Source organism: Billgrantia tianxiuensis (genome assembly GCF_009834345.1).
GTDB lineage: Bacteria > Pseudomonadota > Gammaproteobacteria > Pseudomonadales > Halomonadaceae > Halomonas > Halomonas tianxiuensis.
Map to the genome: position 1 here is coordinate 2690129 of NZ_CP035042.1, position 24881 is coordinate 2715009.

Here is a 24881-nt window from a genome sequence, read left to right on the forward strand (position 1 = left end):
ACCATCGGGAACAGACTATGAGAGAGGAGACGTCATGAAACTGCTGCGCTTCGGCCCCAAGGGCCGCGAGAAACCCGGCCTGCTCGACGCCGACGGCGGGATCCGCGACCTCTCGGCTCACGTGGCCGACATCGATGGCCGCCACTTGGGCCGCAACACCCTGGCAGAGCTGGCTGGGCTCGACCCCTCCCGCCTGCCCCAGGTCTCTCCCGATACCCGCATAGGTCCCTGCGTGGGTGGCGTGGGCAAGTTCATCTGCATCGGGCTCAACTACTCCGATCACGCCGCGGAAACCGGCGCCGAGGTGCCGCCCGAGCCGGTGATCTTCAACAAGTGGACCAGCGCCATCTGCGGCCCCAACGACGAAGTGATCATTCCGCGCGACTCGCGCAAGACCGATTGGGAAGTCGAGCTCGGCGTGGTGATCGGCAAGACCGCACGCTACGTCGCCGAGGCCGATGCCATGGCCCACGTGGCCGGCTACTGCGTGGTCAACGACGTTTCCGAGCGCGAGTTCCAGCTCGAGCGCAGCGGCACCTGGGACAAGGGCAAGGGCTGCGACACCTTCGGACCGCTGGGCCCTTGGCTGGTAACGCCGGAGGAGATCGCCGATCCCCACCAACTCGACCTGTGGCTGGAAGTGGACGGGCATCGCTACCAGGACGGCAACACGCGCACCATGGTCTACCAGATCCCCTTCCTGATCAGCTACCTGAGCCGTTTCATGAGCCTTCAGCCCGGCGATGTCATCTCCACCGGCACCCCGCCCGGAGTGGGCATGGGCCAGAAGCCGCCGGTCTACCTCAAGCCCGGCCAGCAGATGCGCCTGGGCATCGAAGGCCTCGGCATCCAGACCCAGCGTGTGATCGCCGAACCTTCTAACGACACCTAGCATCCTGCTGCGGAGCCCCAGACCATGACCGAGACCATTGCCAGCGACGGTAGCCAACAGGGGAGCCTGCGCGTTCACGCCGCCGACAACGTGCGCGTGGCGCTGAAGGATCTCGCCGCCGGCACCCGGGTCGACGACGACGGGCACACCCTGCAACTGGCAGAGCCGATTCGCCACAAGCACAAGTTCAGCCTCGAGGACATCGCCGCTGGAGATGCCGTCGTCATGTACGGCGTCACCGTGGGCCGTGCCACGCGCCCCATCCCGGCGGGAACGGCCATTACGGTCGACAACACCGAGCACAGCACCGCCTCCGCCACGCCCCAGGCCAGGCGCGGCGAATGGCGAGCCCCCGACGTCTCGTCATTTGCCGATGCCGCGTTCGAGGGTTATCGCCGCCCCGACGGCAGGGTCGGCACGGCCAACGTCTGGCTGGTGGTGCCATTGGTATTCTGCGAGAACCGCAATATCGAAGTGCTGCGCCAGTGCGTCGCCGATGCCCTGGGTGAAGACCCCTACCGCGACTACAAGCGCATGGCCCGTGCCCTGCTGCACGGCGAGAGCGACACCGTGCAGACCTCTCCCGGCGGCGAGAGGCTGTTCCCCAACGTCGACGGCGTTCGCTTCCTCACCCATACCCTGGGCTGCGGTGGCACCGACGACGATGCCCGCGCCCTGTGCCAACTGCTGGCAGGCTACATTTGCCATCCCAACGTGGCGGGCGCCACGGTGCTCAGCCTGGGCTGCCAGAAGGCACAGATCGAGATGCTGAAAGCCGCCGTGGCCGAGCGCGATCCCCAGGGGCTGCGCCCGGTTCACTACCTCGAACAGCAGGCCAGCGCGAGCGAAGAGGCGCTGATCCGCGAGGCGCTGACCACCATCTTCGATGGCCTGGCCGAGGCCAATCGCGTCGAGCGCACCCCTGCGCCGCTCTCGGCATTGACCCTAGGCGTGGAGTGCGGCGGCTCCGACGGCTTCTCCGGGCTTTCGGCCAACCCGCTGGTGGGCTCAGTGGTCGACCGCCTGGTGGCGCTGGGAGGCAGCGGCATCCTCAGCGAATTCCCCGAGCTGTGCGGCGTCGAGCACGAGCTGATGGCGCGCTGTCGCAACGATGTCGTGGCCGAGCGCTTCAAGACGCTGATGGAAGCCTACCAGCAGCATGCTGCCCGAGTCGGCGCCGACTTCTCGATGAACCCCTCGCCGGGGAACATTCGCGATGGCCTGATCACCGATGCCATGAAATCCGCCGGAGCCGCCAAGAAAGGCGGCGACAGCCCGGTGGTCGACGTGCTCGACTACACCGAGCCGCATACACGGGCCGGGCTGAACCTGCTCTGTACGCCGGGCAACGACGTGGAGTCCACCACCGCGCTGGCCGGCTCCGGCGCCAACCTGATCCTCTTCACCACCGGACTCGGCACGCCCACCGGCAACCCCATCACGCCCGTGTTGAAGATCTCCAGCAACAGCGAACTGGCCGCACGCATGGGCGACGTCATCGACTTCGACGCCGGCCCCATCATTCGCGGCGAGGCAACCATCGACGAACTCGCCGACCGCCTGCTCGCGCTGTGCATCGACACCGCTTCCGGCCGCTACCGACCCCATGCGGTGAGATTGGCGCAGTATGATTTTATCCCCTGGAAGCGCGGCGTCTCTTTATAGTGGCAGATCATCAGTCGGCAAGGCGCTTCTTGAGCTTCATATAGGTCCCATAATGCCGGTCGAGGTGCCGCCGCATGGCCGCCTCGGCAGCGTCCGGATCGCGGGACTCGATGGCGTCGACGATCTCCCTATGCGCTGCCAGCGCCGCCTTGTCCTCGTCCTTCTGCTGCAGGACCTGGGCGCGGCGGTCGTCGAGCCACTCGGAGAGCGCCACGTGGATGGCGTCGAAGATCGGATTGCGGCCAATGCTCGCCAGCACGCCGTGAAAGTCGTTGTCGGAACGCTTGAAGCGCGCCTCGTCACCCAGCGCGTCGCGGTTGTCCTGTAGTGCCTCGCGCAGCCGGACGATGTCCTCGTCGCTGGCGTGGCGTGCCGCATGGCGGGCCAGCGAGATCTCGAACATTGCCCGAGCCTCCTGGAAGTACTGCTGGCCATCGGGCTTGGAGAGCAGTTGACGGGTAACGCCGGACAGCCGTGCCATGACCGATTCGGCGGTGGGACGAATCACCCGGGCGCGGGTACCGCTGTTGATGGCGATCAGGCCGAGCTGCTGCAGATAGAACAGTGCCTCGCGAACCGCCGGGCGGCCGACGCCGAACTGCTCCATCAGCTCACGCTCCGAGGGCAACTGATCGTTCTCGCTGAGCCGCCCCTCGAGGATTTCCGCCTCGAGCTGCTCCGCCACCTGCTCCGAGAGCGTCTTGCGCTCGACCCGATATCTGCTCATAGGCGGTGTCTCCTGATAAATGCGCCAATTGCCGCCAGTTTACCGCATTTTCAGCGTTGACCGGCGCCACGCAGGCGCTGCAGCGGAGCGACATCGAGCCGCTCGGCCAGCTCGTCATAGGCGGCCTGGTTGGCGCTATCCAGGGGAATGCCCTCGGCATCGCGGTGCGCCTGGCAGGTCCACTCGCGGTCGCCCGGCGCCAGCACTCGGGCCTCGCCCCTTCCGGGCTGGGCGCGCAGGTCGTCGAGGTAGTCGCGCATTCTGGCCGGATAGGCATCGCCCGGTGCGAAGGCATCCGGCTTCAGCGCCAGGAAGAAATGCCCGACGCCCCGCGGCGTGGACATGTCCGGCCCGCCCATGGGCAACAGCCGGAAGCCATTCGCCATACCGGCCAAGGTGGAACTGAGCACCTCGACCATGCCGCCCAGGCCGGCGCCCTTGAAACCGAAGTCCGCCCCGCCCAGCGGCAGCAGTGCCGCCACCTCGGCGGGGGTGCGCGTCACCCTGCCCTCGCCATCCGCCGCCACCTGATCGGGCAGCTCGCGGCCGATGGCGCCATATTGCTGCACACGGTTCCAGGGAATCGAACTGCTTGCCATGTCCAGCAGGTAGGGAGGAGAATCGGCAACCGGCGCGGCAAAGGCGATGGGATTGGTGCCATGGAACGGATGCCTACCACCGTGCAACAGCACGAAGGGATCGGAGTTGCACAGCGCCAGCCCGATCAAGCCGCGCTCGGCAGCTGCCAGGGCGTAGCAGCCTGCCGCGCCGAAGTGGGAAGAGCGGCCCACGGCCACCGCCCCCATGCCGACCTCCTCCGCCATTTCGACGGCATGTCGCATGGCGGTATAACCCGCCAAATGGCCAAAGCCATTTCCAGCATCCAGATAGCCGGTGGCCGGCAGGCGGCGCTCGAAACGCATCTCGGGAGAGCCGCAAACGCGCCCCCCCTGCAGCACGCTGACGTAGTGCGGCAGCAGACGCAGGCCATGGCTGTCGGTGCCCATGCGCGAGGCCGTCACCAGGGCACGTGTCACGGCACTGGCCGAGGCCTCATCGGCGCCAGCACGCGCCAGCACCGCCAGCATGAAACGCTCCAGCTCATTCCGTGCCACTCTGAAATCGGTTACGCACTCACTCATCGCTCACGTCCCTTGTGGTTCGTCGTATCAGCGGTACACCAAGGTGGGCAGCCACATGGAGATGGCCGGCACGAAGGTCACCAGTAGCAGGCAGATCACCAGCGGAATCAGGAACGGTATCGTGCCGCGCATGCAGCGCTCGAAGCTGACGTTGGAAACCCGCGACAGCACGTAGAGCACCATGCCCACCGGTGGCGTCAACAGACCGATCATCAGGTTGAGCACCATGATCACGCCGAAGTGCACCGGGTCGACGCCCACCGCCATCACCAGCGGCAGCAATACCGGCACCAGAATGGTGATGGCGGCAATGGTCTCCATGAAGCAGCCGACGATGATCAGCACCAGGTTGGCCATCATCAGCACCACGACCTTGCTGTCGGAGAACGGCCCCATCAGCGCGATGACATGCTGGGTCACCTGGTTGCTGGTGAGGATCCAGGCGAAGATCGAGGCGGCCGCCACGATGAACAGGATCACCGCCGTGGTCTCGATGGTTTCCATGCTCACCTTGAGCAGCTTGCGCCAGGTCAGGGTGCGATAGACCACCACGCCGAGGAACAGCGCATAGAACACGGCGGCCACGGCGGCTTCGGTGGGAGTGAAAGCGCCGGTAATGATCCCACCCACGATGATCACCGGTGTCATCAGCGAGAGCAGCGCCCGGCCGAAGGTATGTCCCAACACGCGCACGGAGAAGGTGGTGTCGCGCTGGTAGCCGCGGCGGCGGGCGATCAGGAAGATCATCAGCATCAGCATGGCGCCCATGAGCAGGCCCGGCAGCAGGCCGGCGGCGAACAGCTGGCCCACCGAAGCCGACGCCATCACGCCGTAGATGACCATCGGCAGGCTGGGCGGAATGATCGGACCGATGGTGGACGAGGCCGCGGTAATACCGACGGCAAACTCCTCGTCGTAGCCGGCGTCCTTCATGGCCTTCACCTCGATCATGCCGAGGCCGCCGGCATCCGCTACCGCCGCGCCCGACATCCCCGAGAAGACGATACTCGCCCCCACGTTGACGTGACCCAGCCCACCGCGCATCCAGCCCATCAGGGCCTTGGCGAAGTTGAAGATGCGTTCGGTGATACCGGCATTGTTCATCAGGCTGCCGGCAAAGATGAAGAACGGGATGGCCAGCAGCGGAAAGCTATCGATGCCGTTGATCATGCGGTGTGCCACGACGATGTTGGGCACCTGGCCGCTGATCAGCACGAATATAAGGCAGGAGCCCGCCAGGCTGATGGCGATCGGCACGCCAAGCACCAGCATGGTGAACAGAGAGAAGAACAGGAAGGAGAGGTAATGGCCCATCACGGCCAGGATCACGCACCCCAGCACGGCCAGTGCCGAGAGCGTGGGCGTGACGATGGGCTTGTGCCAGCGCATCACGGAGAGTCGAGCCATGCGTAGCCTCGCGAAAAAAGAGTCTTGTCGTTGTCGTCAGCGGGAATCGGATGGTGCGGGTCGACGCTGGACCTGGCGACGCTCCGCCAGGCTGCGGCTCACCAGGCGCTGCACTCCGCGCACCGCCATCAGCACGAAGGCCGCGCAGACAGCGTAATAGAGCACGCTCTTGGGCACGTCCACCGAGATCATCATGCCGCCCGTGCGCCCTGCGAGGTTGAACGTGACCCAGGCCAGCATGGAATAAAAGGCGATGCTGACCACCTCGACGCAGTAGTTGAGCAACCGCGCCAACCAGGCGGGCATGTAGTGGTAGAAGAACTCCACCATGATGTGCGTGCCACGGCGAACCGCCATGACGCTACCGATGAAGCCCACCAGGATCAGCAAGTAGCGGGCGATTTCCTCCGTCCAGGTCGTCGAGTCGCCCAGCACGTAGCGGGTGAAGAACTGCAGGAACACGACGAAGATCAGCGACCAGAACACCACCAGGGTGACGTAATCCTCGACGGCATAGTCGCGAAACCGAAAGTCGTCGTCATCGAACGCCATGTTGAAGTCGATTTCGGGCTCGACGGGTGGTGACGACGGCGCCTTGGAAGACGGTGTGCGGGACATGAAGCATGCCTCCTGGCCGGCCCCACGCTGGAGCGCGGGACCGGCTGCGAGATGAGTACGTAGGAAACGAAACGCTTGCCGTTACTGGCCGATGGCCTGCAACCGCTCGTAGGTTTCCTCATCCCAGGTAGCGGCATCGCCCAGGTGCTCCGGCATCACCGCCTCGCGGAAAGGCGTGCGGTCGACCTGGTTGACCGTGGTGCCCTGCTCCTCGAACCACGCCACCAGGTCCTGCTCAGCCTGGACGATCTCCTCGGTGTTGTTGCGTGCCGCCTCCTCGAACACCTCGCGGAAGATCTCGCGGTCCTCTTCGGAGAGCTGGTTCCAACGCGGCCCACCCACGATGGTGATCAGCGAGTCGGTAATGTGCCCGGTCAGGTTGATGTAGTCCTGTACCTCATGGAACGCCTTCGCGCGGATGGTGGGCAGCGGGTTCTCCTGGGCATCCACCACGCCCTGCTGCAGGGCCAGGTAGACCTCGTCGAAGGCAATGGGCGTCGGGTTGGCACCCACGGCGCGGGGGAACATCATGTAGAGCGGCGCGTTGGGCACGCGAATGCGCAGGTTGCGCATGTCCTCGGGCACGCTGATCTCCTTGTTGGAGGTCACGTGGCGCTCGCCGTAGTAGTTGAGCGCGACAGGCACGTTGCCGGTGGCATTCTGGTAGCCCTCGGCGATCTCCTGGAACAGGTCACTGTCCGCATAGGCCTGCCAGTGATCGAAGTCACGGAACATGTAGGCGGCGCCGGCAATGCCGATGGGGCCATAGGAGCGGCCGGCAAACTGCGTACCGGTATAGATGACGTCGATGGTGCCAAGCTCGAGGCCCTCGTTGATGTCCTCCTCCTTGCCCAGCGACGAAGCCGGGTGCACCTGCATGGTGTAGCGTCCCTCGGTGCGCTGCTCGATCTCGTCGGCCGCCCATAGCGCCCACTTGTGGAAGGGCTCGGAGGTTTCGTAGACGTGGGCGAAACGCAGGCTCTGCTGGGCGGATGCCGCCATGCTGATGCTCGCCGCCGCGAGGGCAACGGCCGTCATGCGCAGGAGCTTGGGCTGGCGTTGGCGCTTATGGCTCATCTTGTTCTCCTTACAACCTGTCGGTTTATTCTGCTTGTCAACTTAGGTGCAGGCGTTGGGTAGTGGCGTCCGTGGGCTCAGCTCCTCGACTCGGCTCGGCTCGTTGGCTTCGGTGTTGCGGCTGAAACGGGCGAGCCGGCCTGATGGGGATGCTGTCTTGTTGTATACGTATCATACCACCCTATCCAAACTTAGACGGTCGCCTGCTGCCGCGCAACCGCAATCGTTTCCTAACCGCCTCAAGTCAGGCGAGCGAACCCGGTTTCAGAAATCTCGGGACCGGCGATCTCGTCGTGCAAATGCAGCAACAGCGCCGCATCGCCAAACCCTCCCGCCTTGGTCATCACACGGCGCCTGGGATCGCCATCGAGGTCGCCCAAGGCGATGCCCGGCCTCCATTCCGCCTTCACTTCGATGAACCGCCCTCCCAGGCGACTCAACGCCGCCATGGCGATATCGCCCCCGGTCAGAAACAGCAACCGCGTCTCCGCCCCGCTCCATTCACGCTCTATCGCCGCCACACGATCGCCCATCGCCCTGGCCACCTCCTCGGGCGAGCGAATCTCGCCAGGTTGCCCGCCGGGAACCAGCAGACGCATCGCCGCCCCTTCCGCTCCAGGCGCAGCCTCCAGCACCGACTCCACGCTCAATGTGGGGGCGTGCTCCCGCAATCGCCGGCACTGCTCCTGGGCACGCGGACTACGCGACCCCACCACGAACAGACACCGGGAAATACCGCTCAACGGCGACGCAGCGCCGCGCATCAGGCCAAAGCAGCGCTGTGCGATTGCCGTTGCCAGGCCCGCCGCCCCTACCAGCAGCCAGCGCTCCGGCCGTCGAGAGAGGATATCGCAGAGCAAGGCGAGTTCCTGTTGGGTCGAGGCATCGACCACGCAGTGGCCATCCGGCAGATCTCGCCCAAGCGGGGCCAGCCAGCGCTCCATGACCACTCCGGCCGAGGCGAAAGCGGCATCCAGCGGCCCCTGCAGGGTCCGCGAACGGCCATCGGCGGCGTAGGCGGTAGCCGCCAGGGGCGCTCCCTCGACCCACACCTCGGCATTGCGCACCTCCCGCCCCTGGGCAGGCACGGCTGGGGCCACGAGCAGGTTGCGGCCCGTTGCCTCCATCATCGCCACACTCTCGGCCAGCACTTGGCCACGCAAGGTGGAATCCACCTTCTTGAACCAAACGGCCGGTGAGAGCCGTGCCAGCAGCGCAGTGGCTTCGGCCACGCGTGCTGCCGCCTCCTCGGCCGACAGGTGACGCGACTCGGTATTCACCGCGATCACCTGCGGGACACCGTTCTGCTCCCCTTCCAGGCGCTCCGCACAGAATGCTTCCAAGCACGTCTCCAAGTGCTCCAGCGCGATCACCACCCGCGCCCGAGCGCCCCGAGCGGCAAAGGGAGCCGCGGCGTCGAGCGCCCCGGTCAGGTCATCGGCGACGATGGCAACCCGGCAGCGGCTCATGGCCGTGCGTTCCCGGCCAGCCGGCGGGCATAGGCAATCGCCGCGCCCATGTTGGTGGCGTCCGCCTTGCCCTGCCAGGCGATGTCGAAGGCCGTGCCGTGATCCACCGAGGTACGCAGCACCGGCAGCCCCAGGCTCACGTTGACCGTGGTATCGAAGGCGATCAACTTCACCGGGATATGCCCCTGGTCGTGGTACTGAGCCACCACCAGGTCGAACTCGCCGCGGAAGGCACGGTAGAACACGGTATCGGCCGAGATCGGCCCGTGCACATCGAAGCCCCGCTCGCGCAACGCGCGCACCGCCGGCGCAATGATCCGCTCATCCTCGTCGCCGAAGATCCCGCCCTCACCGCAGTGAGGGTTGAGCCCGGCCACGGCGATGCGCGGCGCGGCCACGCCCATGGCCGCCAGATGCTCGTGGCCCACCTCCACGGTGGCCGCGATACGCGCCTCGGTCACTCGCTCGATCGCCCCTCGCAAGGAAACGTGCGTGGAGACATGCAGCGTCGAAAGCCGCTCGGAAGCCAGTAGCATGAAGGAAGATGGCGCCCCCGTGAGCGCCGCCAGCATGCCGGTGTGGCCGTCGTAGTAGTGACCCGCCTCGTGTAGTGCCGCCTTGTTCAGCGGTGCGGTGACGATCACCCTCGCCTGGCCATCCTGCACCAGCTCCACCGCGCGCTTGACGCAGCGAAAGGCCAGGTCGCCCGCCGCGGCACCGATCCGGCCATCGGCGATCTGCCCTTCGACCGGCACCTCGGCCACCGCCACCCGTCCGTCGCCGGGCCGGGCCTCCTCCAGCGCGACGAATTCGAGCGGCGCGTCGATCAGCGCGGCCGCGCGCCGATAGATCGTGGGATCGCCGACCAGCAGGACGGCACCACGCTCGGCGCCCGACATGCCCGCCACGGCCCGGCAGATGATCTCCGGGCCGATGCCGGCGGGATCGCCCATGGTGATGGCGAGCTCATGGCCGCGGCGAACGGCATCGGTCGCTGGTGATATTTCGCTCATGGCATCAACTGGCCTCCATTGACCTCGATGATCTGCCCGGTCACGTAACCGCTCATGCTGTCGGTGCCCAGGAACACATAGGCGCCCACGCACTCTTCCGCGGTGCCCATGCGCCCCATGGGAATGGAAGCGGATACCGCGGCCAACTGCTCCTCGGTCGAGTGGCGTACGTGGAAATCGGTGGCAATGACCCCCGGCGCCACGGCATTGACGCGTATGTTGTCAGCAAACAGCTCCTTGGCCATGTTACGCGTCAGCGTGCTGACGAAGCCTTTCGCCGAGGCGTACAGCCCCACACCCGGGCCGCCGCCGTTGCGCGCCGCAATCGAGGTGGTATGGATGATGCTGCCGCCACCGGCACGCTTGAAGTGCGGTAGCGCCGCCTGCGAGACCATCACCACCGAGCGGGCGTTGAGGTCCATCACGCGGTCGTAGTGGGCGTCGTCGATCTCCGCCAGCGTGACGCGACCGAGCATGTCGCCGGCGTTGTTGATCAGCAGGTCCAGCCCGCCCAACTGCTCGGCGGCCTCGTCGACGACACGCCGTGCCTCGGCGGAACGGCTCACGTCGCCCTTCACGACCACGGCTTCGCCACCCGCCTCACGCACATCCTGGGCCACTGCCTCGGCCGCATCGGCACTGGCGTGGTAGTGCACCGCGACCCGGGCGCCCAAGGCACCCAACTGCCGCGCCACGGCGGCGCCGATGCCCCGGCTGGCCCCGGTAATCAACACGCGCTTGCCTTTCCACTCATCGAGCATTGCTGAACTCTCCCCCTATCGAAATGAAACATGCGAAATGGAACGTGCGAAATGAAACATGCGAAATGGAACGTGGTCCGCACTGCCGGCTGTCGACCTGGCCCGGATCCTTGAGCTAGAGTGAGCCTGTTTGGCATACCTGTCATACAACACAGTATCATTAGCATGGTAGACGAGTCCTGGCCAAGCACCAGGGCTTTGCAAATACCATGTACCCCAAGCCGCTGGCCCGGTATCGCTTCCGGGCGGCGCCGTCTGGCAAGAAGCGTGGCAGGAGGAGACCTGAATGGAACGCGACGACTTTCTCGATGCGCTCGCCGAGCGCCTGGGTGAACGCGGACTGCTGCGCGAAGCAGACGAGATGGCCCGCTACGTGGCCGACTGGGCCGGCGACAGGCTCGGCATGCCGCGAGCGGTTGCCCGCCCCGCGTCCACCGAGGAAGTCGTCGAGACGGTACGGCTGTGCCGCGAGCACGGAGTGGCCATGGTGCCCCAGGGCGGGCACAGCGGGCTGGTCGGCGGTGCACTACCCGCCGCCGAGGGCAACGAACTGATCGTCAGCCTGGAGCGCATGAACCGGATACGCGCCATCGACCCGATCAATTTCACCATGACGGTCGATGCCGGCTGCATCCTCGAGAACGTCAAGCAAGCCGCCGCCGAACACGAGTGCGAGTTTCCGCTCGCCCTCGGCGCCCAGGGCAGCTGCCAGATCGGTGGCAACATCGCCACCAACGCCGGCGGGCTCAACGTGTTGCGCTACGGCATGATGCGCCAGCTGGTGTTGGGGCTCGAAGTGGTGTTGCCGGACGGCCGCCTGTGGAACGGCCTCAACGCCCTGCACAAGGACAATCGCGGCTATGCCCTGCATCAGCTCTTTCTGGGCAGCGAAGGCACCCTTGGTATCGTCACCGGCGCCGTACTCAAGCTCTCGCCGCGAGCCAACCAAGCCCGCACGGCACTGCTCGGCGTTCCCTCGCTGGAGGCAGTCATCGCCCTGTACGGACTCGCCCGGCGCGACTGCAGCGACCTGCTCAGCGCCTTCGAGCTGATTCCACGCCGCTGCATCGAACTCGCCATGGAGGCCACACCAGCGCTGAGCGACCCGCTGGACCAACCCTACCCCTGGTACGTGCTGATGGAGATCAGCGCCAGCGGCCCGCTCGACCTCACTGCCCTGCTGGAGCACCTGCTCGAGCAGGGCATGGCCCGCGAGCTGGTGCTCGACGGCGCGCTTGCCACGAGCGAAGCGCAGTCGCGTCAGCTGTGGCAGTTCCGCGAAAGCATGCTGGAAGGCCAGCGCCGCCGCGGCGAGCACCTGCGCACCGACATTTCGGTACCCATCTCAGCGATCCCCGCCTTCTTCGACGCGGCCAGCCGCAGCGTGATGGAAGCCTCGCCCGACTGCGAGATCATCGCCTACGGCCACATTGGCGACGGCAACCTGCACTTCAACATCCTGCCGCCACCGGCCATGCCCGAAGCGGACAAGCGCGAGCATCTCCACGCCCTGGAAGCCCGCCTGTTCGACGTGCTCGACGAGTTCAACGGCAGCATCAGCGCCGAACATGGCATCGGCCGCGTCAAGCAGCCCGCCTACCTGGCCCGCCTCTCACCCGTGGAGCGCGAGCTGGCCGAAGGCATCAAGGCGCTGTTCGACCCCGACGGACTGATGAACCCGGGGCGCATCCTGCCGCCTCGGCATTGAGGGGATAAGAGACAAAGAGAGAAGAAAATAAGAGAGAAGAGGTAAGAAGGAAGAGATAAGAAGGAAGAGATAAGAAGGAAGAGAAGGAAGAGATAAGAAGGAAGAGAAGGAAGAGATAAGAAGGAAGAGGGAAGGAGGAAGAGGTCAGGAGAAAGTCGTAAAGCGCGGACCCTCCCTGGTCCTGGTAGCGCGTGCCGTATCAGCCGATGTAGGCAGCGATGGCGTCGCAAGCCGCCAGTTGAGCCTGGGCTTGGGAGACCCAGTGATCCAGCACTTCGCGCAGCACAGCAGTCGATTGTGTAGGCATGAGGTTTCTCCTGTGTGACATCGAGAAACATCATGCCCCAGCTTTATCGACATTTCACCAGGGTGACGAAACTTTGCCCTCAGGACCTAAAGATACGTCACTGTATGTCATAAATCTCGTCCCAGCACCGCTCAAGCGCATGGAAATCGCTTCCATAACCGTTTTGGTGCGTTTATCTCCCAATTTTCCGCAGGAGAGCCTGGATGGGCTCACGATACGGCATCGTGCCTGTTATTTTCCCAATAGGGAAAGAAAAGTGCTGCTACAAGCCTATGTGCTTCAAATTTCCCGATTGGGAAAATTCGCTTGCCGCCACCCTTGGCCGCCTCATCCGCCAAGTGCGCAAGCAGCAAGGCCATACCCTCGAGACCCTGGCGGGCCTTTGCGGGCTAAGCATCCGTTTTCTCAGCGAGCTGGAGAACGGGCGCGAAACCTGCAGCCTGGTACGGGTGCTATGGTACTCGACGCCCTGGGCATCGAGCTGACGGCCCAGTTGCCAGAGGCCCAAAGCACATGAGCCGCCACGATACGCTAAGCGTATGGCGTGACGACAAGCGCACTGGACTTTAACTAATTCTTCATCATAATTGGCTTGATGTTAGTTAAAACCATCCAGAGCCTACCCCAATGTCCTACCAGCGCCTCCAAGCGGAACAAACCCGGGTTGCCGTCAACGCGACGCAGCTCTTCGAAGCGCTCGAGCAGCATCGCGCCCAGGCGCGCCAGGTCAAGGGCTCGATGCACTGGAAGCGTATCCATGGACGCGAGTACCTGTATCGTGCCTACACGGGAGGCAAGAATCATTCGCTGGGCCCACGCTCCGCCGAGACAGAAGCCATTATAAAAGCCTTTGACGCTCGCAAGGCGGAGTACCAGGCGCGGGAGCAGTCGCTGAAGGAGCAGCTCCAGGTGCACTCCGCTTACATCCGAGCCAACCGGCTGAACCGCTTCCCCATCGCCGGCGCCCGGGCGATACGGGCACTGCAACGCAAGCAAATCCCTTTCCGGGTAATCGGTACCAATGCCCTGTACGCCTATGAAGCCCGTGCCGGCGTGCTGATCGAGCCCGAACATTTGGCGACCGCCGATATCGATGTGCTCATGGATGCCCGGCAGGGCTTGAGAATCGTCACGGCCCTTGAGGGGGAAACCCTGCTCTCCGTCCTGCAATCCAGCGATCGCACCTTCGAGCCGCTCACCGAGTCTCCTTTCGAGTTTCGGGCCGCGAACGCTAAAGGCTACATGATCGACCTGATCACGCAGGCCGCAGACCCCATGGCAATGAGCGACTTCGAGCATCATCTGGAGGCGGGCGACTTGAAGCCGGTAGGCATCGACTCCCTGAAATGGGCCATAGCGTCGCCACGCTTCGAAGCCATCGTATTCGATGAACGAGGCATGCCGCTGCGCTTGTCTACCGTCGATCCCCGCGCCTTCGTGCTGCATAAGTGGCACGTCAGCCAACAGCCCGACCGGGAACCAATGAAACGTCACCGAGACGAGGCCCAGGCTCGCCTGATAGCCACCCTGCTTCGCGACGAGCTACGTGAACTGTCGACGACGCAAGCCGTCGAGCGTGCCTTTCCTCACCTCGTCAGACAACGGGCCAACAGCCAGATCGACGAATTCGATGTGTAGGGCGCGGTGCCGCCGCACCCTTTCCGATCTGGAGCGCGACCGCGCCAACATGACGCTGGAAGCCATGAACCGCGTCTACCGCCCGCTGGGCCTCAAGGTAGGTCTCGTGCCGCGTCAACAGGCCCTACTCGAGCGCGCGCTTCACCCCCCTGCCCCCTCGTCCACATAGGTCAGGTTGGTTTCCCAGCTCTTGCTGCTGACCTGAATCGCGGCTTGCACGCCCTCGCGGTCTCCTTTGGCGAACGCCTGGTAGATCGCCTTGTGATCCTTCAACGCCACGTCGGGCAGGGTCTGCATCGAGGTTTCGAGTGCGGCTTCGATCAGCTGCAACAGCGTCTCGCCGACGCGAATCGTCATCGGATTGTGGGTGGCGTGCAGGATGGCGCGGTGAAACGCCACGTCGTGTCGTGCGGTCTGCTCACCGTTGGCGATGGCCGCCTCCATGTCGTCGATGGCCTGCCGGATCCGTGCGTGATCCTCCGGAGTGGCATTGCTCATCGCCTGCAGGGTGTAGGCGGGTTCGAACATGCGGCGGAACTCCAGCACGTCGCGGGTCATGCCGCGGGCGAGGATCATCCCGAAGGCCATGGGGTCGACGATCGGGTCGCCAGGCTCACGCCGAATCACGGTGCCCTGCCCCCTTCGTACCTCCACGATACCAATGGCCTGGAGCATCTTGATCGCTTCGCGAACGCTGGATTTGCCGATGCCCAGGCTATGGGTGAGTTCGCTCTCGGAGGGCAGAAAATCGCCTGGCTTGAGTTCGCCGCGAATCAGCGCGCCCTTGATTCGCTCGAGGAGCTGCATGGCGACCGAGCTTCGCTCGATGGAGCCTCCAAACGGTTCGGTCGGTATGGCTTGGGTCGTGAGCTGTCGTTTCAAACTCATTGGCGTCTCTGTCTTGTCATTGCGATTCAGTCTATCAATACCAACCGAAACAGGAAGTTATTGCTCTTGTTTTCATGATGCCCCGCTTCGAACGGGAGTATGAATTGTCTCGCGCCCTTGCGCATTGGGCAAATGTTTGCCTAGCATAGCACACAGACGACAGACATCTGATGTCTCATGACACATGTCACTCCGGCCTCCCTCAGCCGACCGGCATCGCTACAGTGCGAACGGGTACAAACCGAGCAGAGGCAAGACGAGCGAGCACAATGACAACAAACAGAATCGTCGTATTGACCACCGGCGGCACCATCGCCAGTCAGCCTGATGAGTCGGGGCGCAACCGTTCGGGCGCCCTGCAGGGCGATGCCCTCATGGCCCAGGTCAGCCTGCCGCCCGACTTCGAAGCCAGGGTCGAGGTCCGCTCGGTATTGCAGAAGCCCAGCAACGCCATGACCTGCGACGATCTCCTCCTGCTTCGCGACCACTGCCAGGCACTTGCCGAATCCCCCGACGTATGCGGCGTGGTCATCACCCACGGCACTGATACCCTCGAGGAAACGGCCTACTTTCTCGACATCACTCTGCCCGGCCAGTTGCCCATCGTGCTCACAGGCTCCCAGCGCGCCCCCACGAACCCGGCACGGATGCCTTTCGCAACCTGGCCGACGCGCTACAGGTGGCGGCGGCCTCGCAAGTATCCGGGTTAGGCACCCTGGTGGTGTTCAATCAAACGATCTACGCGGCCAGGCAAGTGCGCAAGGTCAGCACGTTTCAGGTGAACGGATTCGCTGCGCCCGAAACCGGGCCGCTCGGCTACGTCGACGGCGCGAGAATTCGCCTGGCGGCTCGCCCTGTCCGGCCACCGGCCAGTGCTGTCGCCATCGGGTCGACGTTGCCACGGGTCGACATCCTGCCCGCCTATCTCGGCGCTTCACCGAGCCTGATCGATGCCGCGGTGGAGGCAGGTGCCGTGGGGCTGGTCATCGATGGCCTGGGGCGCGGTCATGTACCGCCCGACTGGGTGCCAAGCCTGGCAAGAGTTATCGAGCGCGGCGTCCCGATCGCCGTGGTCAGTAGTTGCCCCAGCGGGCCCGTGCACCAGGCATATGAATTCACCGGCAGCCTAGCCAGCCTGGAATCGATGGGTGCCCTGCCGGTACTCGACCTGAGCGCACGCAAGGCACGCCTGGCGCTCACGGTACTCCTCGCATCGCCCAGCCAGCAAGGGCTGGCAGCGAGGATGAAGACGCTACTGAACTAAGCCTGGACCGAACGCACCCGCACGCGTGACGCGCTCGACCCAGGCAGGACTGCTCGTCCAGTCCAGCAAGACCCGTACGGCGTACGGCAGGCACCGGGATCGGTGCCGATCTCTACGCAGTCCCCACCATCCATGAGGTGACGACATGAAAAACAAGATGACAAAAGTTTCGCTCATAGCGGCTATCGCTACTGCATCCCTAGGTTTGGGGCAGGCTCAGGCCGCCGAGTACACCTTCAGCTTCGCCCACGTGCTGATCGAAGATACCCGAACGGTCAGGCTGCCCTGCGCTTCAAGGAAGAGGTGGAAGAGAAGTCCGACGGCAGGATCCAGATCAACGTACTGCCTGCCGCACAGGTCGGTGGCGACGTGGAAATCATCGAACAGATCCAGATGGGCCTGGTGGACATCGGCATTCCGCCTACCGCCACCCTGGGCAACTTCGAACCGCGCATGCAGATCCTCGACCTGCCCTTCCTGATCGCCGATTACGACACCATGGTCCAGGTGCTGGACGGCGACGTGGGCCGCGAGATCCTCGATACGCTCAGCGAGCACAACATGCACGCGGTAAATTTCTGGGGTGCCGGCTTCCGTCACATGACCAACAACGAGCGCCCGATCGAAGGCCCCGAGGACCTGGAGCGCATCCGCATGCGCACCATGCAGGCGCCGATCATCATCTCCACCTACGAGAACTTCGGCGCCAATGCCACGGCCATGGCCTTTACCGAGGTATACAACGGCCTGCAGCAGGGCGTGGTGTCAGGACAGGAGAACCCGCTGGCCAACATCTACACCATGCGCTTCCACGAAGTACAGGACTACCTCTCGCTGACCAACCACGCCTATCACGCCTATGCTGCGGTGATCAATCAGGACGCATGGGACTCCCTGCCCGAAGACCTGCAGGAGGTCATGACCGAAGCCTTCAATAACGGCCGCACCGCTTCGCGCGAACTGACCCTCGAGGACGAGGAGACGATTCTCGAAGCCATCCGCGACGAGATTGCCATCAACGAGATCACCCCCGAGGCACGCGAGGCGTTCATCGAGGCCAGCATGCCGGTGCACCAGGAGTATGAAAGCGTGGTGACCACCGAGCTGCTTCACAAGGTCTACGACGAGGTTGGCATCAGCTACTGATGCCGTGAGTGCGGGCTCCCCGGGCCAGGCGTATTGCAACGCTGCGCCCGGCGCCCGCATGCATAGCTCGCCCCAGCATCCTCCTACGGAATGGTCCTGCCATGTTCGATGCGCTCAACAAGGTTCTCGATCTCCTGGAGAGCGTGGCGATGGTCGTGTTCATGTCGATCGCCACCGTCCTCACTGCCGTCCAGGTCGTCTATCGCTATGGCTTCAACAGCTCGCTTTTCTGGGTCGAGGAAGTCGTCATCTACTCCATCATCTGCATGAGCTTCGTCGGCGCCAGCATGGGGGTTCGGCATGGTGTGCACATCTCCGTCGACGTGCTCAACGCCTTCGCCCCGCCGGCCGTCAACCGCTGGTTGCACATCGTCGCGGCCCTGCTCGGCATCGCCTTCGCCGGCTACCTGGCCTACTACGGCTTCCAGCTCTACTTCAACACCCTGGGGCGTGGCCAGCTCACTGCCGCCCTGCGCCTGCCCATGGCCTGGTTCTACCTGCCCATCGGCATCGCCGGCATATTGCTGATCCTGCGCTACCTGTGGGTGATTCACGAAGCCTGGACCAAACCACCGGTCAGCCTTGCCGAAGAGCTCGCCGCCGAAAAAGACAAGCTCGTCTGACGCCTGGAGTTCCCATGATTACGGCTCTGCTTCCCCTCTTCTTCGCGGTACTGCTGTTGGGGCTACCCATCTTCGCCGCACTGGCCTTTGCCGTGTTCCTGGCCATCGACTTCTTCGGCACCACGAATCCCGTCATCGTGCCCATGCGCATGTTCACCGGGATGAACAATTTCTCGCTGATGGCCATTCCCTTCTTCATCCTGGCCGCCGAGCTGATGCGTATCGGTGGGCTCTCCAACCGCCTGATCGAGCTGGCCAAGGCCCTGGTCGGCTGGGTGCCGGGCGGCCTGGCGGCAGCCACCGTGCTCTCGTGCCTGCTGTTCGGCGCGATCTCAGGCTCCAGCCCCGCCACCGTGGTGGCGATTGGCTCGATCATGTTCCCCGCCCTGGTAGCGGCCGGCTACGACAAGCGCTTTGCCATCGGCCTGATCGCCACGGCCGGCACCCTGGGGCCCATCGTGCCGCCCAGCATCGCCCTGATCATCTACGGCTCGGTGACCGGGACCTCGGTGGGCCGGCTGTTTGCCGCGGGGCTGCTGCCGGCCATCCTGATCGCCTCGCTGCTGACTGCCTACTGCATCGTCTACGCATCGTTCAAGGGCTATTCACGCTCGCCCTTCCCTTCGCTGCGCGAAATCGTCACCGCGTTCAAATCGGCCGCCTGGGGCCTGGGCCTGCCGGTCATCCTGTTGGGCGGCATCTACAGCGGCATCTTCACCCCGACCGAGTCCGCCGCCGTGGCCTGCGTATACGGCCTGTTCGTCGGCATGGTGGTCTACCGCACCATCGGCTGGCGTGAACTCCTCAGCACCCTGCGCAACTCGGGGCTGACCTCGGCCACGCTGTTGTTGATTACCGCCGGCGCCTCGGCCTTCTCCTGGCTGCTCGCCATTACCGGCACGCCGACCCAACTGGCCAGCCAAGTCCTCTCGCTGACCGACCAGCCCGTCCAGGTGATGGCCCTGTTCAACCTGGTCATGCTCATCGCCGGGTTCTTCCTCGACAGCGCCTCGGCCATCATCGTGCTCTCGCCGCTGCTGCAGCCCATCGCCGCCCAGGTCGGCGTCGACCCGGTTCACTTCGGCATCATCACCCTGGTCAACTTCTCGGTGGGCATGATCACCCCGCCCGTGGGGCTCAACCTGTTCGTTGCCATGGCGATCTCGAAGATGTCACTGATCGAGGTGTTCAAGGCGTGCATCCCGCTGATCGTGATGATGTTCATCGCCCTAATCATTCTCACCTACGTGCCATGGCTCAGCACCTGGGTGCCCTCGCTGATCTATTGATGCGCCTGTACGAAAAGGAAACCTGACTATGACACTGGCAGAATGCCTCGATGGCGAGCGCTTCTGGAGCGACCTTCAGGAGCAGGCCCAGATCGGCGCACTCGAACCCCGGGGCCTGCGCCGCCTGGCGCTGGACGACAACGACAACCGCGCCCGCCTATGGCTGATCGAACAAGGCCGGGCGACTGGCTGCCAGGCCTACCATGACGCCATGGGCAACGTCTTCCTGCGCCGGGAGGGCAGCGCCCCCAACCTGGCGCCGCTGCTCATCGGCAGCCACCTGGACAGCCAGCCCAGCGCCGGCAGCTACGACGGCACGCTGGGCGTGGTCGCCGGGCTGGCGGTGCTGCGCACGCTGCAGGAACGGGGCATCGAGCATGAGCGCCCCGTCGAAGTCGTAGCCTGGACCAACGAAGAAGGTGCGCGCTTCGCCCCCGGTGCTTCCGGCTCCTCCTGGTTCGCCGGTCAACGCGGCGCCGAAGCCATTCTCGAGACCCGCGACGACAACGGCATTCGCTTCGGCGATGCCCTGAAGCGCTGCCTCGCCCTGCTCGAGGAAACCGAGGGCACCACCTTGCGCCCCGAGCCCTACGTACCCCACGCCTTCCTGGAATTGCATATCGAACAGGGCCCGGTACTGGAGAGCCTGGGTGTACCGGTATGCGCCGTCAGCGGTATCCAGGGGGTCAACTGGTACGAGTTCGAAGTGAGCGGCCAGGCCAATCACGCCGGCACCACGCCGGAAGTCGCTCGCCGCGACGCCTTCATGGGCGCCCATGCCCTGATCGGCGCGCTGAAGGAGGTCGTTGCCCAGCATGACGACCAGGTGCGCTTCACCATCGGTAAGTTCACTGTGGCGCCCGGCTCTACCAACACCATACCCAGCGCGCCAGCTTCACCATCGACTTGCGCCACCCCAGCCAGGCCGTGCTCGACGAACTCGATGCCGCCTTTCATGAGCTGGCCAAGCACGAGTGGTCCGGCTGCAGCGCCAGCCTGAAGGTAGCGTCGCGAGTGGCACCGGTAGCCTTCGACCCCACCCTGGTGGAACTCGCCGACTCCGCCGCCAAGCAATACTGCTCCAGCGCACCACAGCTGGTCTCCGGCGCCTTTCACGATGCCATCCACCTGGCACGGGTATGCCCCACCGCCATGCTGTTCACCCCTTGCCGGGCAGGTATCAGCCATCATCCCGACGAAGACATCGAACGCACCGAGGCTGAATTGGCGGTGCGAGCCCTGGCCAGCACGGTCGAGAACGTACTACTAAACGTACAACCAAAAGGATAACGACAAATGCACACCATAGCCGATGCCGTGGCCGCCCATGGCCTTACCCTGCCCGCCATTCCCGAGCCACGCGGCACCTTTCGGCCCTGGTCGAGGCTAGGTAACCAATTGTTCCTGGCAGGCCAGATCTGCGAACGTGGCGGCGAGGTACTCTACCCCGGCAAGGTCGGGGCGGAATTCGACCTGGAAACCGGCAAGCTGGCTGCCCAGGCCTGCGCGCTCAACCTGCTGGCCTCGCTCAGCGATGCCGTGGATGGCGACATGACGCGCGTGGTGCGCTGCGTTCGCATGAACGGCTTCGTCAACGTGGCCCCCGGCTTTCACGATGTTCCACTAGTCATCAACGGTGCCTCGGAGCTGTTCATCGCACTGTTCGGCGAGGCCAGCCGTCATGCCCGCACGGCAATTGGTGTGGCTACCTTGCCCGGCAACGCCGCCGTGGAAGTCGAATCAATCTTCGAGATTCGCGACTGATACATCACAAGGAGACGCGCCATGCCCCCTTCCCCCCTGCTGCGGTCGCTGCGCGAACAGGCCGCCGCGCTGCGTGATGGCACGCTCAGCGCCACCGAGCTGGCCGAAGCCGCCTGCGCGGCCTATGCCAGCCGAGGCAAGCACGACAATGCCTACCTCACCTGGCAGGGCGAGGCCGCCCTGGCCTTTGCCCGCGCCACCGATGCCCTGATTGCCCAAGGAGGTAATAGCGGCGCACTGATGGGCATCCCGGTATCGATAAAGGATATCTACGCCGTACCGGGGCTGCCCACCTACGCCGGCTCATCGCGCCGGCTACCCCCGCACTGGGAGACACCGGGGCCGCTGGTGACGGCTCTGCTGGCCCAACTCCCCAGCTTGATGGGCAAGACCCACACCGTGGAGTTCGCCTTCGGCGGCCTGGGCACCAACGCCCATTGGGGCGCCCCCCGCAACCCATGGGATCGTGACACCCACCGCACGCCGGGGGGTTCCAGCTCCGGCGCGGGTGTCTCGCTCATCAGCGGTACCGCCAGCCTGGCACTGGGTACCGATACCGCCGGGTCGGTGCGCATTCCCGCCAGCATGACCGGCGTAGCCGGTCTCAAGACCACGGCAGGTCGCTGGCCGGCGGAACGGATCGTACCGCTCTCCACCACCTTGGACACCCCTGGGCTCTTGGCCCGGCGGGTCGATGACCTGGCCTATGCCTTCGACGCCCTGGACGTCGACTTGAGCCCCCACCCCGCGAAGGTCCCCGCCATTCCCCATCTTGCCGACCTCACCTTCGGCATACCGCAGCGCTTCTTCTGGGACGACTGCAGCCCCGGCATCGCCGAGGCCGTGCAACAGGCCATTCGCCAGTTGGAAGCTGCCGGTGCGCGAATGGTAACGCTGGAACTGCCCAAAACCGACGAGGCGTACGAGCTGTTCCAGCAAGGCGGCCTGGCCGCCGCGGAGTTGGCCGCTTTCCTGCGGATGGAGCTGCCGGACATGCTCGAGACCCTGGACCCCAACGTCGCCGCTCGCGTCGCTGCCGCCGATGATATGCCCGCATGGGAGTATGTACGCCGTCGCGTGGTGATCGACCGCCTCTATCAGGCCGCAGCCGAGTGCATGGGCCAGGTAGACGCCGTACTGACCCCCACCGTGGCAATCACCCCACCGACACTCGAGAGCTTGCAGCCGGAAGGGGCCTATCCCAAGGCCAACATGAAGGCCCTGCGCAACACCGTCATGGCCAACTTCATGGGACTGTGCGGCCTGACGCTGCCGGTCGGCCAAGACGACGCCGGCATGCCCGTGGGCCTGCAAGTACTCGCCGGTCCCTGGCAGGATGCACGCCTGCTGGCCATCGGCCAGGCCATCGAAGCCAAGCTGGGCACTGGGCTCGATATATTGGGCGAACCTCCAATCGTTTGAAGACAACCCCACCATGCCGGCCCGGCTATGCACTGCATGGCCGGCCGGCACTGCTTCCTCAATGGCGCAAGCCGCGTCTCCCGTCCGCTGGGCCTCAAGGTTGGGCCTAAAGGTAGGTCTCGTGCCGCGTCACGCGGCCCTACTCGAGCACGCAGTTCACCCCCCGCCTCCCTCGTCCACATAAGCCTCACACACTCACGATCCCTTGCGCGAAGACTGATAGAACGCCTTGTCATCCTTCAGCGCCACCTCGGGCAGGGTCTGCACTGAGGGAAACACTGCACAAATGCCTACGCGAGCGAATCGCTGCGTTGCGCTTCATCTCGCTCGTCAATTTGTTCAGCGTTTCCTGAGGGCTCGAAGGTATCCGCTGTCGTGCTCTCTTGTTTCGGCAATATACTGGGCAGCGAGAAACCAGCCAGCTAACAAGACGTTAACTACACAATGAAAACGATATGTCGTCATGCCCTACTCTTGGGGCTGCTGATACCCCAAGCCTCCTCTCTCGTCATGGCGGATCACCAAGCCGATGCCACGGTATATCACTGGTGGGTATCCGATGGAGAACACGCCAGCATCAAGGTGATCCAGCAATATATCGAAGCACGCGGCATGCATTGGCAGGATCGCGCCATTGCCGGAAGCGGCACCGCCCGCTTCGGCGATGTATTGAAGGCAGCCGTCGAAGCCGGCGAGCCGCCCATGGCCTCCCAGGTCATCGGTTACGACATTCATTACTGGGCAAGCCGAGGCGAACTGGTCAACCTGGACGATATTGCCAGGGAACAGGAATGGGACGAGGTGGTGCCGTACGGCATTCAGACCTTGTCGAAATACGAGGGCCACTGGTATGCCGCCCCGATCAATACCCATTCGACGAACTGGTTATGGCTCAATGGCGATCTGTTCCGCCGCTTGGGTGGCGTTGCCCCCGACACATGGGAAGACCTGCTTTCCATGCTCGAAGAAGCGCGCAAACTGGATATCGTCCCACTTGCCATAGGGCATGAGGCCTGGGAGCATACGCTGCTGTTCGAGGCCGTGGCTGCGGGCGCTGGCGGTGCCGAATTCTACCGCAGGGCCTTTCTGGAACTCGATCCAACGGCTCTGGATGAAAACCTGCTACTGGCAATATTCCAGCGCATGAGTCAACTGCGGGAATATCTGGATGAAGACTTTTCCCGGATCACCTGGAACCAAGCCACGCGACTCATTCTTTCCGGCGAAGCCCTGTTGCAGGTACAAGGCAGCTGGGTGGATGGCGAGTTTTCCTATTACGGCTATATCCCCGGGCAGGACTACGCTTGTTTCCGCTTCCCCGACACTCAAGGGATGTTCCTCTTCAATAGTGATCAATACATGCTGTTCGAGCAGGGGCCTGGCGACGAGGAGGCTCGCAGGGAGTTCGTGAGCACCTTGATGGATGTCGACTTGCAGCGTGACGTGAACGTTTCCAGTGGTGCGGCCCCCGCCAGGGTCGATGTGCCGGGAGATGCCTTCAACCCCTGTGGCAGACAAGCCATCAGCGATATGCGCAGCACCAATATGCGCCGCACCTTGATGGGGTCCATCGCGATGGGCAATGCCAACCCGCCGGAAGTGAAAAACGCCATCTATCAGGTGGTAAGCGATCACCTCTATGGCCGGATCGATGACGAAGAGGCCGTGCACCGTCTAAGAGAGGCACTCATGAATCATTCAGCCGGACGCTGATGACATGCCGCGTTTCCTCATCAACCTTTCGTTGACGGTCAAGATCATCTGCCTGGTTGGCCTCTTGGGTGCGCTGGCGATCGCGATCACTCTCTACTCGCTGCTCAACCTCTATGAAGTGGATAGAGACTATCGGGCATTGATCGACAAAGAGGCCCAGGCCTCCATGTTGATCAACAATGCAGCGCTCGAACTCAGCGATGCCAGCCGACTGGTCTTCGCCGTGCTTACCGAGCAGGAAGCCGACAAGATGCGGGCCGTACAAGAAGTGCTGGATGAGCATCAGGCGCGATTCCTCGGGATCGTATCCGAGGCGCGCCCGCTGCTGAGCGCCCAGGACCAGGCCTT

At 64.1% G+C, this 24881-nt stretch carries 24 protein-coding genes and 1 pseudogene; 15 read left to right on the forward strand and 10 right to left on the reverse strand.

Translation table 11 applies throughout. From position 1 onward, the window contains the following. Window positions 1-34 precede the first annotated feature (34 nt). Together EKK97_RS12575 and EKK97_RS12580 are read left to right on the forward strand one after the other, a co-directional pair. The gene (locus EKK97_RS12575; protein WP_159552311.1) at window positions 35-892 is read left to right on the forward strand and encodes a fumarylacetoacetate hydrolase family protein; all 858 of its coding nucleotides are present in this window, start codon (window positions 35-37) and stop codon (window positions 890-892) included. A 24-nt stretch (window positions 893-916) separates the two neighbouring features. Further along, entirely contained in the window at window positions 917-2557 is a 1641-nt protein-coding gene (locus EKK97_RS12580) for a UxaA family hydrolase (protein ID WP_159552313.1), read from the forward strand. A gap of 10 nt (window positions 2558-2567) precedes the next feature. Here the strand turns inward: EKK97_RS12580 and nanR are convergent, their stop codons facing one another. From nanR to EKK97_RS12620, 8 genes are all read right to left on the reverse strand, one after another. Then, window positions 2568-3284 carry a transcriptional regulator NanR gene (gene nanR, locus EKK97_RS12585; protein WP_159552315.1) on the reverse strand — a complete coding sequence of 239 codons (717 nt, stop codon included), beginning with the start codon at window positions 3282-3284 and terminating at the stop codon, window positions 2568-2570. Between the two features lie 50 nt (window positions 3285-3334). Continuing rightward, entirely contained in the window at window positions 3335-4426 is a 1092-nt protein-coding gene (locus EKK97_RS12590) for an Ldh family oxidoreductase (RefSeq protein ID WP_159552317.1), read from the reverse strand. A gap of 27 nt (window positions 4427-4453) precedes the next feature. Continuing rightward, entirely contained in the window at window positions 4454-5833 is a 1380-nt protein-coding gene (locus EKK97_RS12595) for a TRAP transporter large permease (protein ID WP_159552319.1), read from the reverse strand. Between the two features lie 36 nt (window positions 5834-5869). After that, a complete protein-coding gene (locus EKK97_RS12600; protein WP_159552321.1) occupies window positions 5870-6451 on the reverse strand; it encodes a TRAP transporter small permease in 582 nt (193 codons plus the stop codon). Window positions 6452-6532: 81 nt separating this feature from the next. Then, window positions 6533-7528 (reverse strand): sialic acid TRAP transporter substrate-binding protein SiaP, encoded by a 996-nt coding sequence (locus EKK97_RS12605; RefSeq protein WP_159552323.1) that lies wholly within the window; start codon window positions 7526-7528, stop codon window positions 6533-6535. Window positions 7529-7767: 239 nt separating this feature from the next. Beyond that, window positions 7768-8997 (reverse strand): four-carbon acid sugar kinase family protein, encoded by a 1230-nt coding sequence (locus EKK97_RS12610; protein ID WP_159552325.1) that lies wholly within the window; start codon window positions 8995-8997, stop codon window positions 7768-7770. Next, window positions 8994-10010 carry a 4-hydroxythreonine-4-phosphate dehydrogenase PdxA gene (pdxA, locus tag EKK97_RS12615; RefSeq protein ID WP_159552327.1) on the reverse strand — a complete coding sequence of 339 codons (1017 nt, stop codon included), beginning with the start codon at window positions 10008-10010 and terminating at the stop codon, window positions 8994-8996. Before pdxA ends, EKK97_RS12610 begins: the two co-directional genes overlap by 4 nt. Continuing rightward, window positions 10007-10771 (reverse strand): SDR family NAD(P)-dependent oxidoreductase, encoded by a 765-nt coding sequence (locus tag EKK97_RS12620; RefSeq protein WP_159552329.1) that lies wholly within the window; start codon window positions 10769-10771, stop codon window positions 10007-10009. Before EKK97_RS12620 ends, pdxA begins: the two co-directional genes overlap by 4 nt. 286 nt (window positions 10772-11057) lie before the next feature. Between EKK97_RS12620 and EKK97_RS12625 the strand changes: the two genes are divergently transcribed. The 3 genes from EKK97_RS12625 (at window position 11058) to EKK97_RS12635 (ending at window position 14424) form a co-directional block, all read left to right on the forward strand. Then, window positions 11058-12479, forward strand: coding sequence for an FAD-binding oxidoreductase (locus EKK97_RS12625; protein ID WP_159552331.1), 1422 nt, complete (start codon window positions 11058-11060; stop codon window positions 12477-12479). A 579-nt stretch (window positions 12480-13058) separates the two neighbouring features. Then, window positions 13059-13271 carry a helix-turn-helix domain-containing protein gene (locus EKK97_RS12630; RefSeq protein WP_201296868.1) on the forward strand — a complete coding sequence of 71 codons (213 nt, stop codon included), beginning with the start codon at window positions 13059-13061 and terminating at the stop codon, window positions 13269-13271. A 142-nt stretch (window positions 13272-13413) separates the two neighbouring features. Continuing rightward, window positions 13414-14424 (forward strand): GSU2403 family nucleotidyltransferase fold protein, encoded by a 1011-nt coding sequence (locus tag EKK97_RS12635; protein ID WP_159552333.1) that lies wholly within the window; start codon window positions 13414-13416, stop codon window positions 14422-14424. Between the two features lie 141 nt (window positions 14425-14565). Here the strand turns inward: EKK97_RS12635 and EKK97_RS12640 are convergent, their stop codons facing one another. Then, complete coding sequence (locus EKK97_RS12640; RefSeq protein WP_159552335.1) at window positions 14566-15312, reverse strand: FadR/GntR family transcriptional regulator; 747 nt, start codon at window positions 15310-15312, stop codon at window positions 14566-14568. Window positions 15313-15581: 269 nt separating this feature from the next. On the opposite strand from EKK97_RS12640, the pseudogene EKK97_RS24655 reads away from it, so the two are divergent. The 10 genes and pseudogenes from EKK97_RS24655 to EKK97_RS12680 all read left to right on the forward strand — a co-directional run. Next, window positions 15582-16111, forward strand: a pseudogene (locus EKK97_RS24655) (asparaginase domain-containing protein); the annotation flags it as partial. Window positions 16112-16270: 159 nt separating this feature from the next. Beyond that, window positions 16271-16576, forward strand: a complete 306-nt coding sequence (locus tag EKK97_RS24660; RefSeq protein ID WP_236551455.1) for an L-asparaginase family protein — start codon at window positions 16271-16273, stop codon at window positions 16574-16576. Window positions 16577-16879: 303 nt separating this feature from the next. Continuing rightward, on the forward strand, window positions 16880-17722 hold the full coding sequence (locus tag EKK97_RS12650) for a TRAP transporter substrate-binding protein (protein WP_236551205.1): 843 nt from the start codon (window positions 16880-16882) through the stop codon (window positions 17720-17722). A 101-nt stretch (window positions 17723-17823) separates the two neighbouring features. After that, window positions 17824-18345: a TRAP transporter small permease gene (locus EKK97_RS12655; RefSeq protein ID WP_159552337.1), complete on the forward strand. Its 522-nt coding sequence runs from the start codon at window positions 17824-17826 to the stop codon at window positions 18343-18345. Window positions 18346-18359: 14 nt separating this feature from the next. Next, window positions 18360-19634: a TRAP transporter large permease gene (locus EKK97_RS12660; protein ID WP_159552339.1), complete on the forward strand. Its 1275-nt coding sequence runs from the start codon at window positions 18360-18362 to the stop codon at window positions 19632-19634. A 28-nt stretch (window positions 19635-19662) separates the two neighbouring features. Further along, window positions 19663-20634, forward strand: a complete 972-nt coding sequence (locus EKK97_RS12665) for a hydantoinase/carbamoylase family amidase (RefSeq protein WP_236551206.1) — start codon at window positions 19663-19665, stop codon at window positions 20632-20634. 14 nt (window positions 20635-20648) lie between these two features. Beyond that, entirely contained in the window at window positions 20649-20924 is a 276-nt protein-coding gene (locus EKK97_RS24665; RefSeq protein ID WP_236551207.1) for a M20/M25/M40 family metallo-hydrolase, read from the forward strand. Window positions 20925-20930: 6 nt separating this feature from the next. After that, window positions 20931-21398 carry a RidA family protein gene (locus EKK97_RS12670; RefSeq protein ID WP_159552341.1) on the forward strand — a complete coding sequence of 156 codons (468 nt, stop codon included), beginning with the start codon at window positions 20931-20933 and terminating at the stop codon, window positions 21396-21398. A gap of 21 nt (window positions 21399-21419) precedes the next feature. Next, entirely contained in the window at window positions 21420-22820 is a 1401-nt protein-coding gene (locus EKK97_RS12675) for an amidase (protein ID WP_159552343.1), read from the forward strand. Window positions 22821-23294: 474 nt separating this feature from the next. Next, window positions 23295-24533 carry an ABC transporter substrate-binding protein gene (locus EKK97_RS12680; protein WP_201296869.1) on the forward strand — a complete coding sequence of 413 codons (1239 nt, stop codon included), beginning with the start codon at window positions 23295-23297 and terminating at the stop codon, window positions 24531-24533. Here the strand turns inward: EKK97_RS12680 and EKK97_RS12685 are convergent. Beyond that, window positions 24508-24816 carry a hypothetical protein gene (locus EKK97_RS12685; RefSeq protein ID WP_159552345.1) on the reverse strand — a complete coding sequence of 103 codons (309 nt, stop codon included), beginning with the start codon at window positions 24814-24816 and terminating at the stop codon, window positions 24508-24510. The two genes, EKK97_RS12680 and EKK97_RS12685, sit on opposite strands and share 26 nt — an antisense overlap. Window positions 24817-24881: the final 65 nt, after the last annotated feature.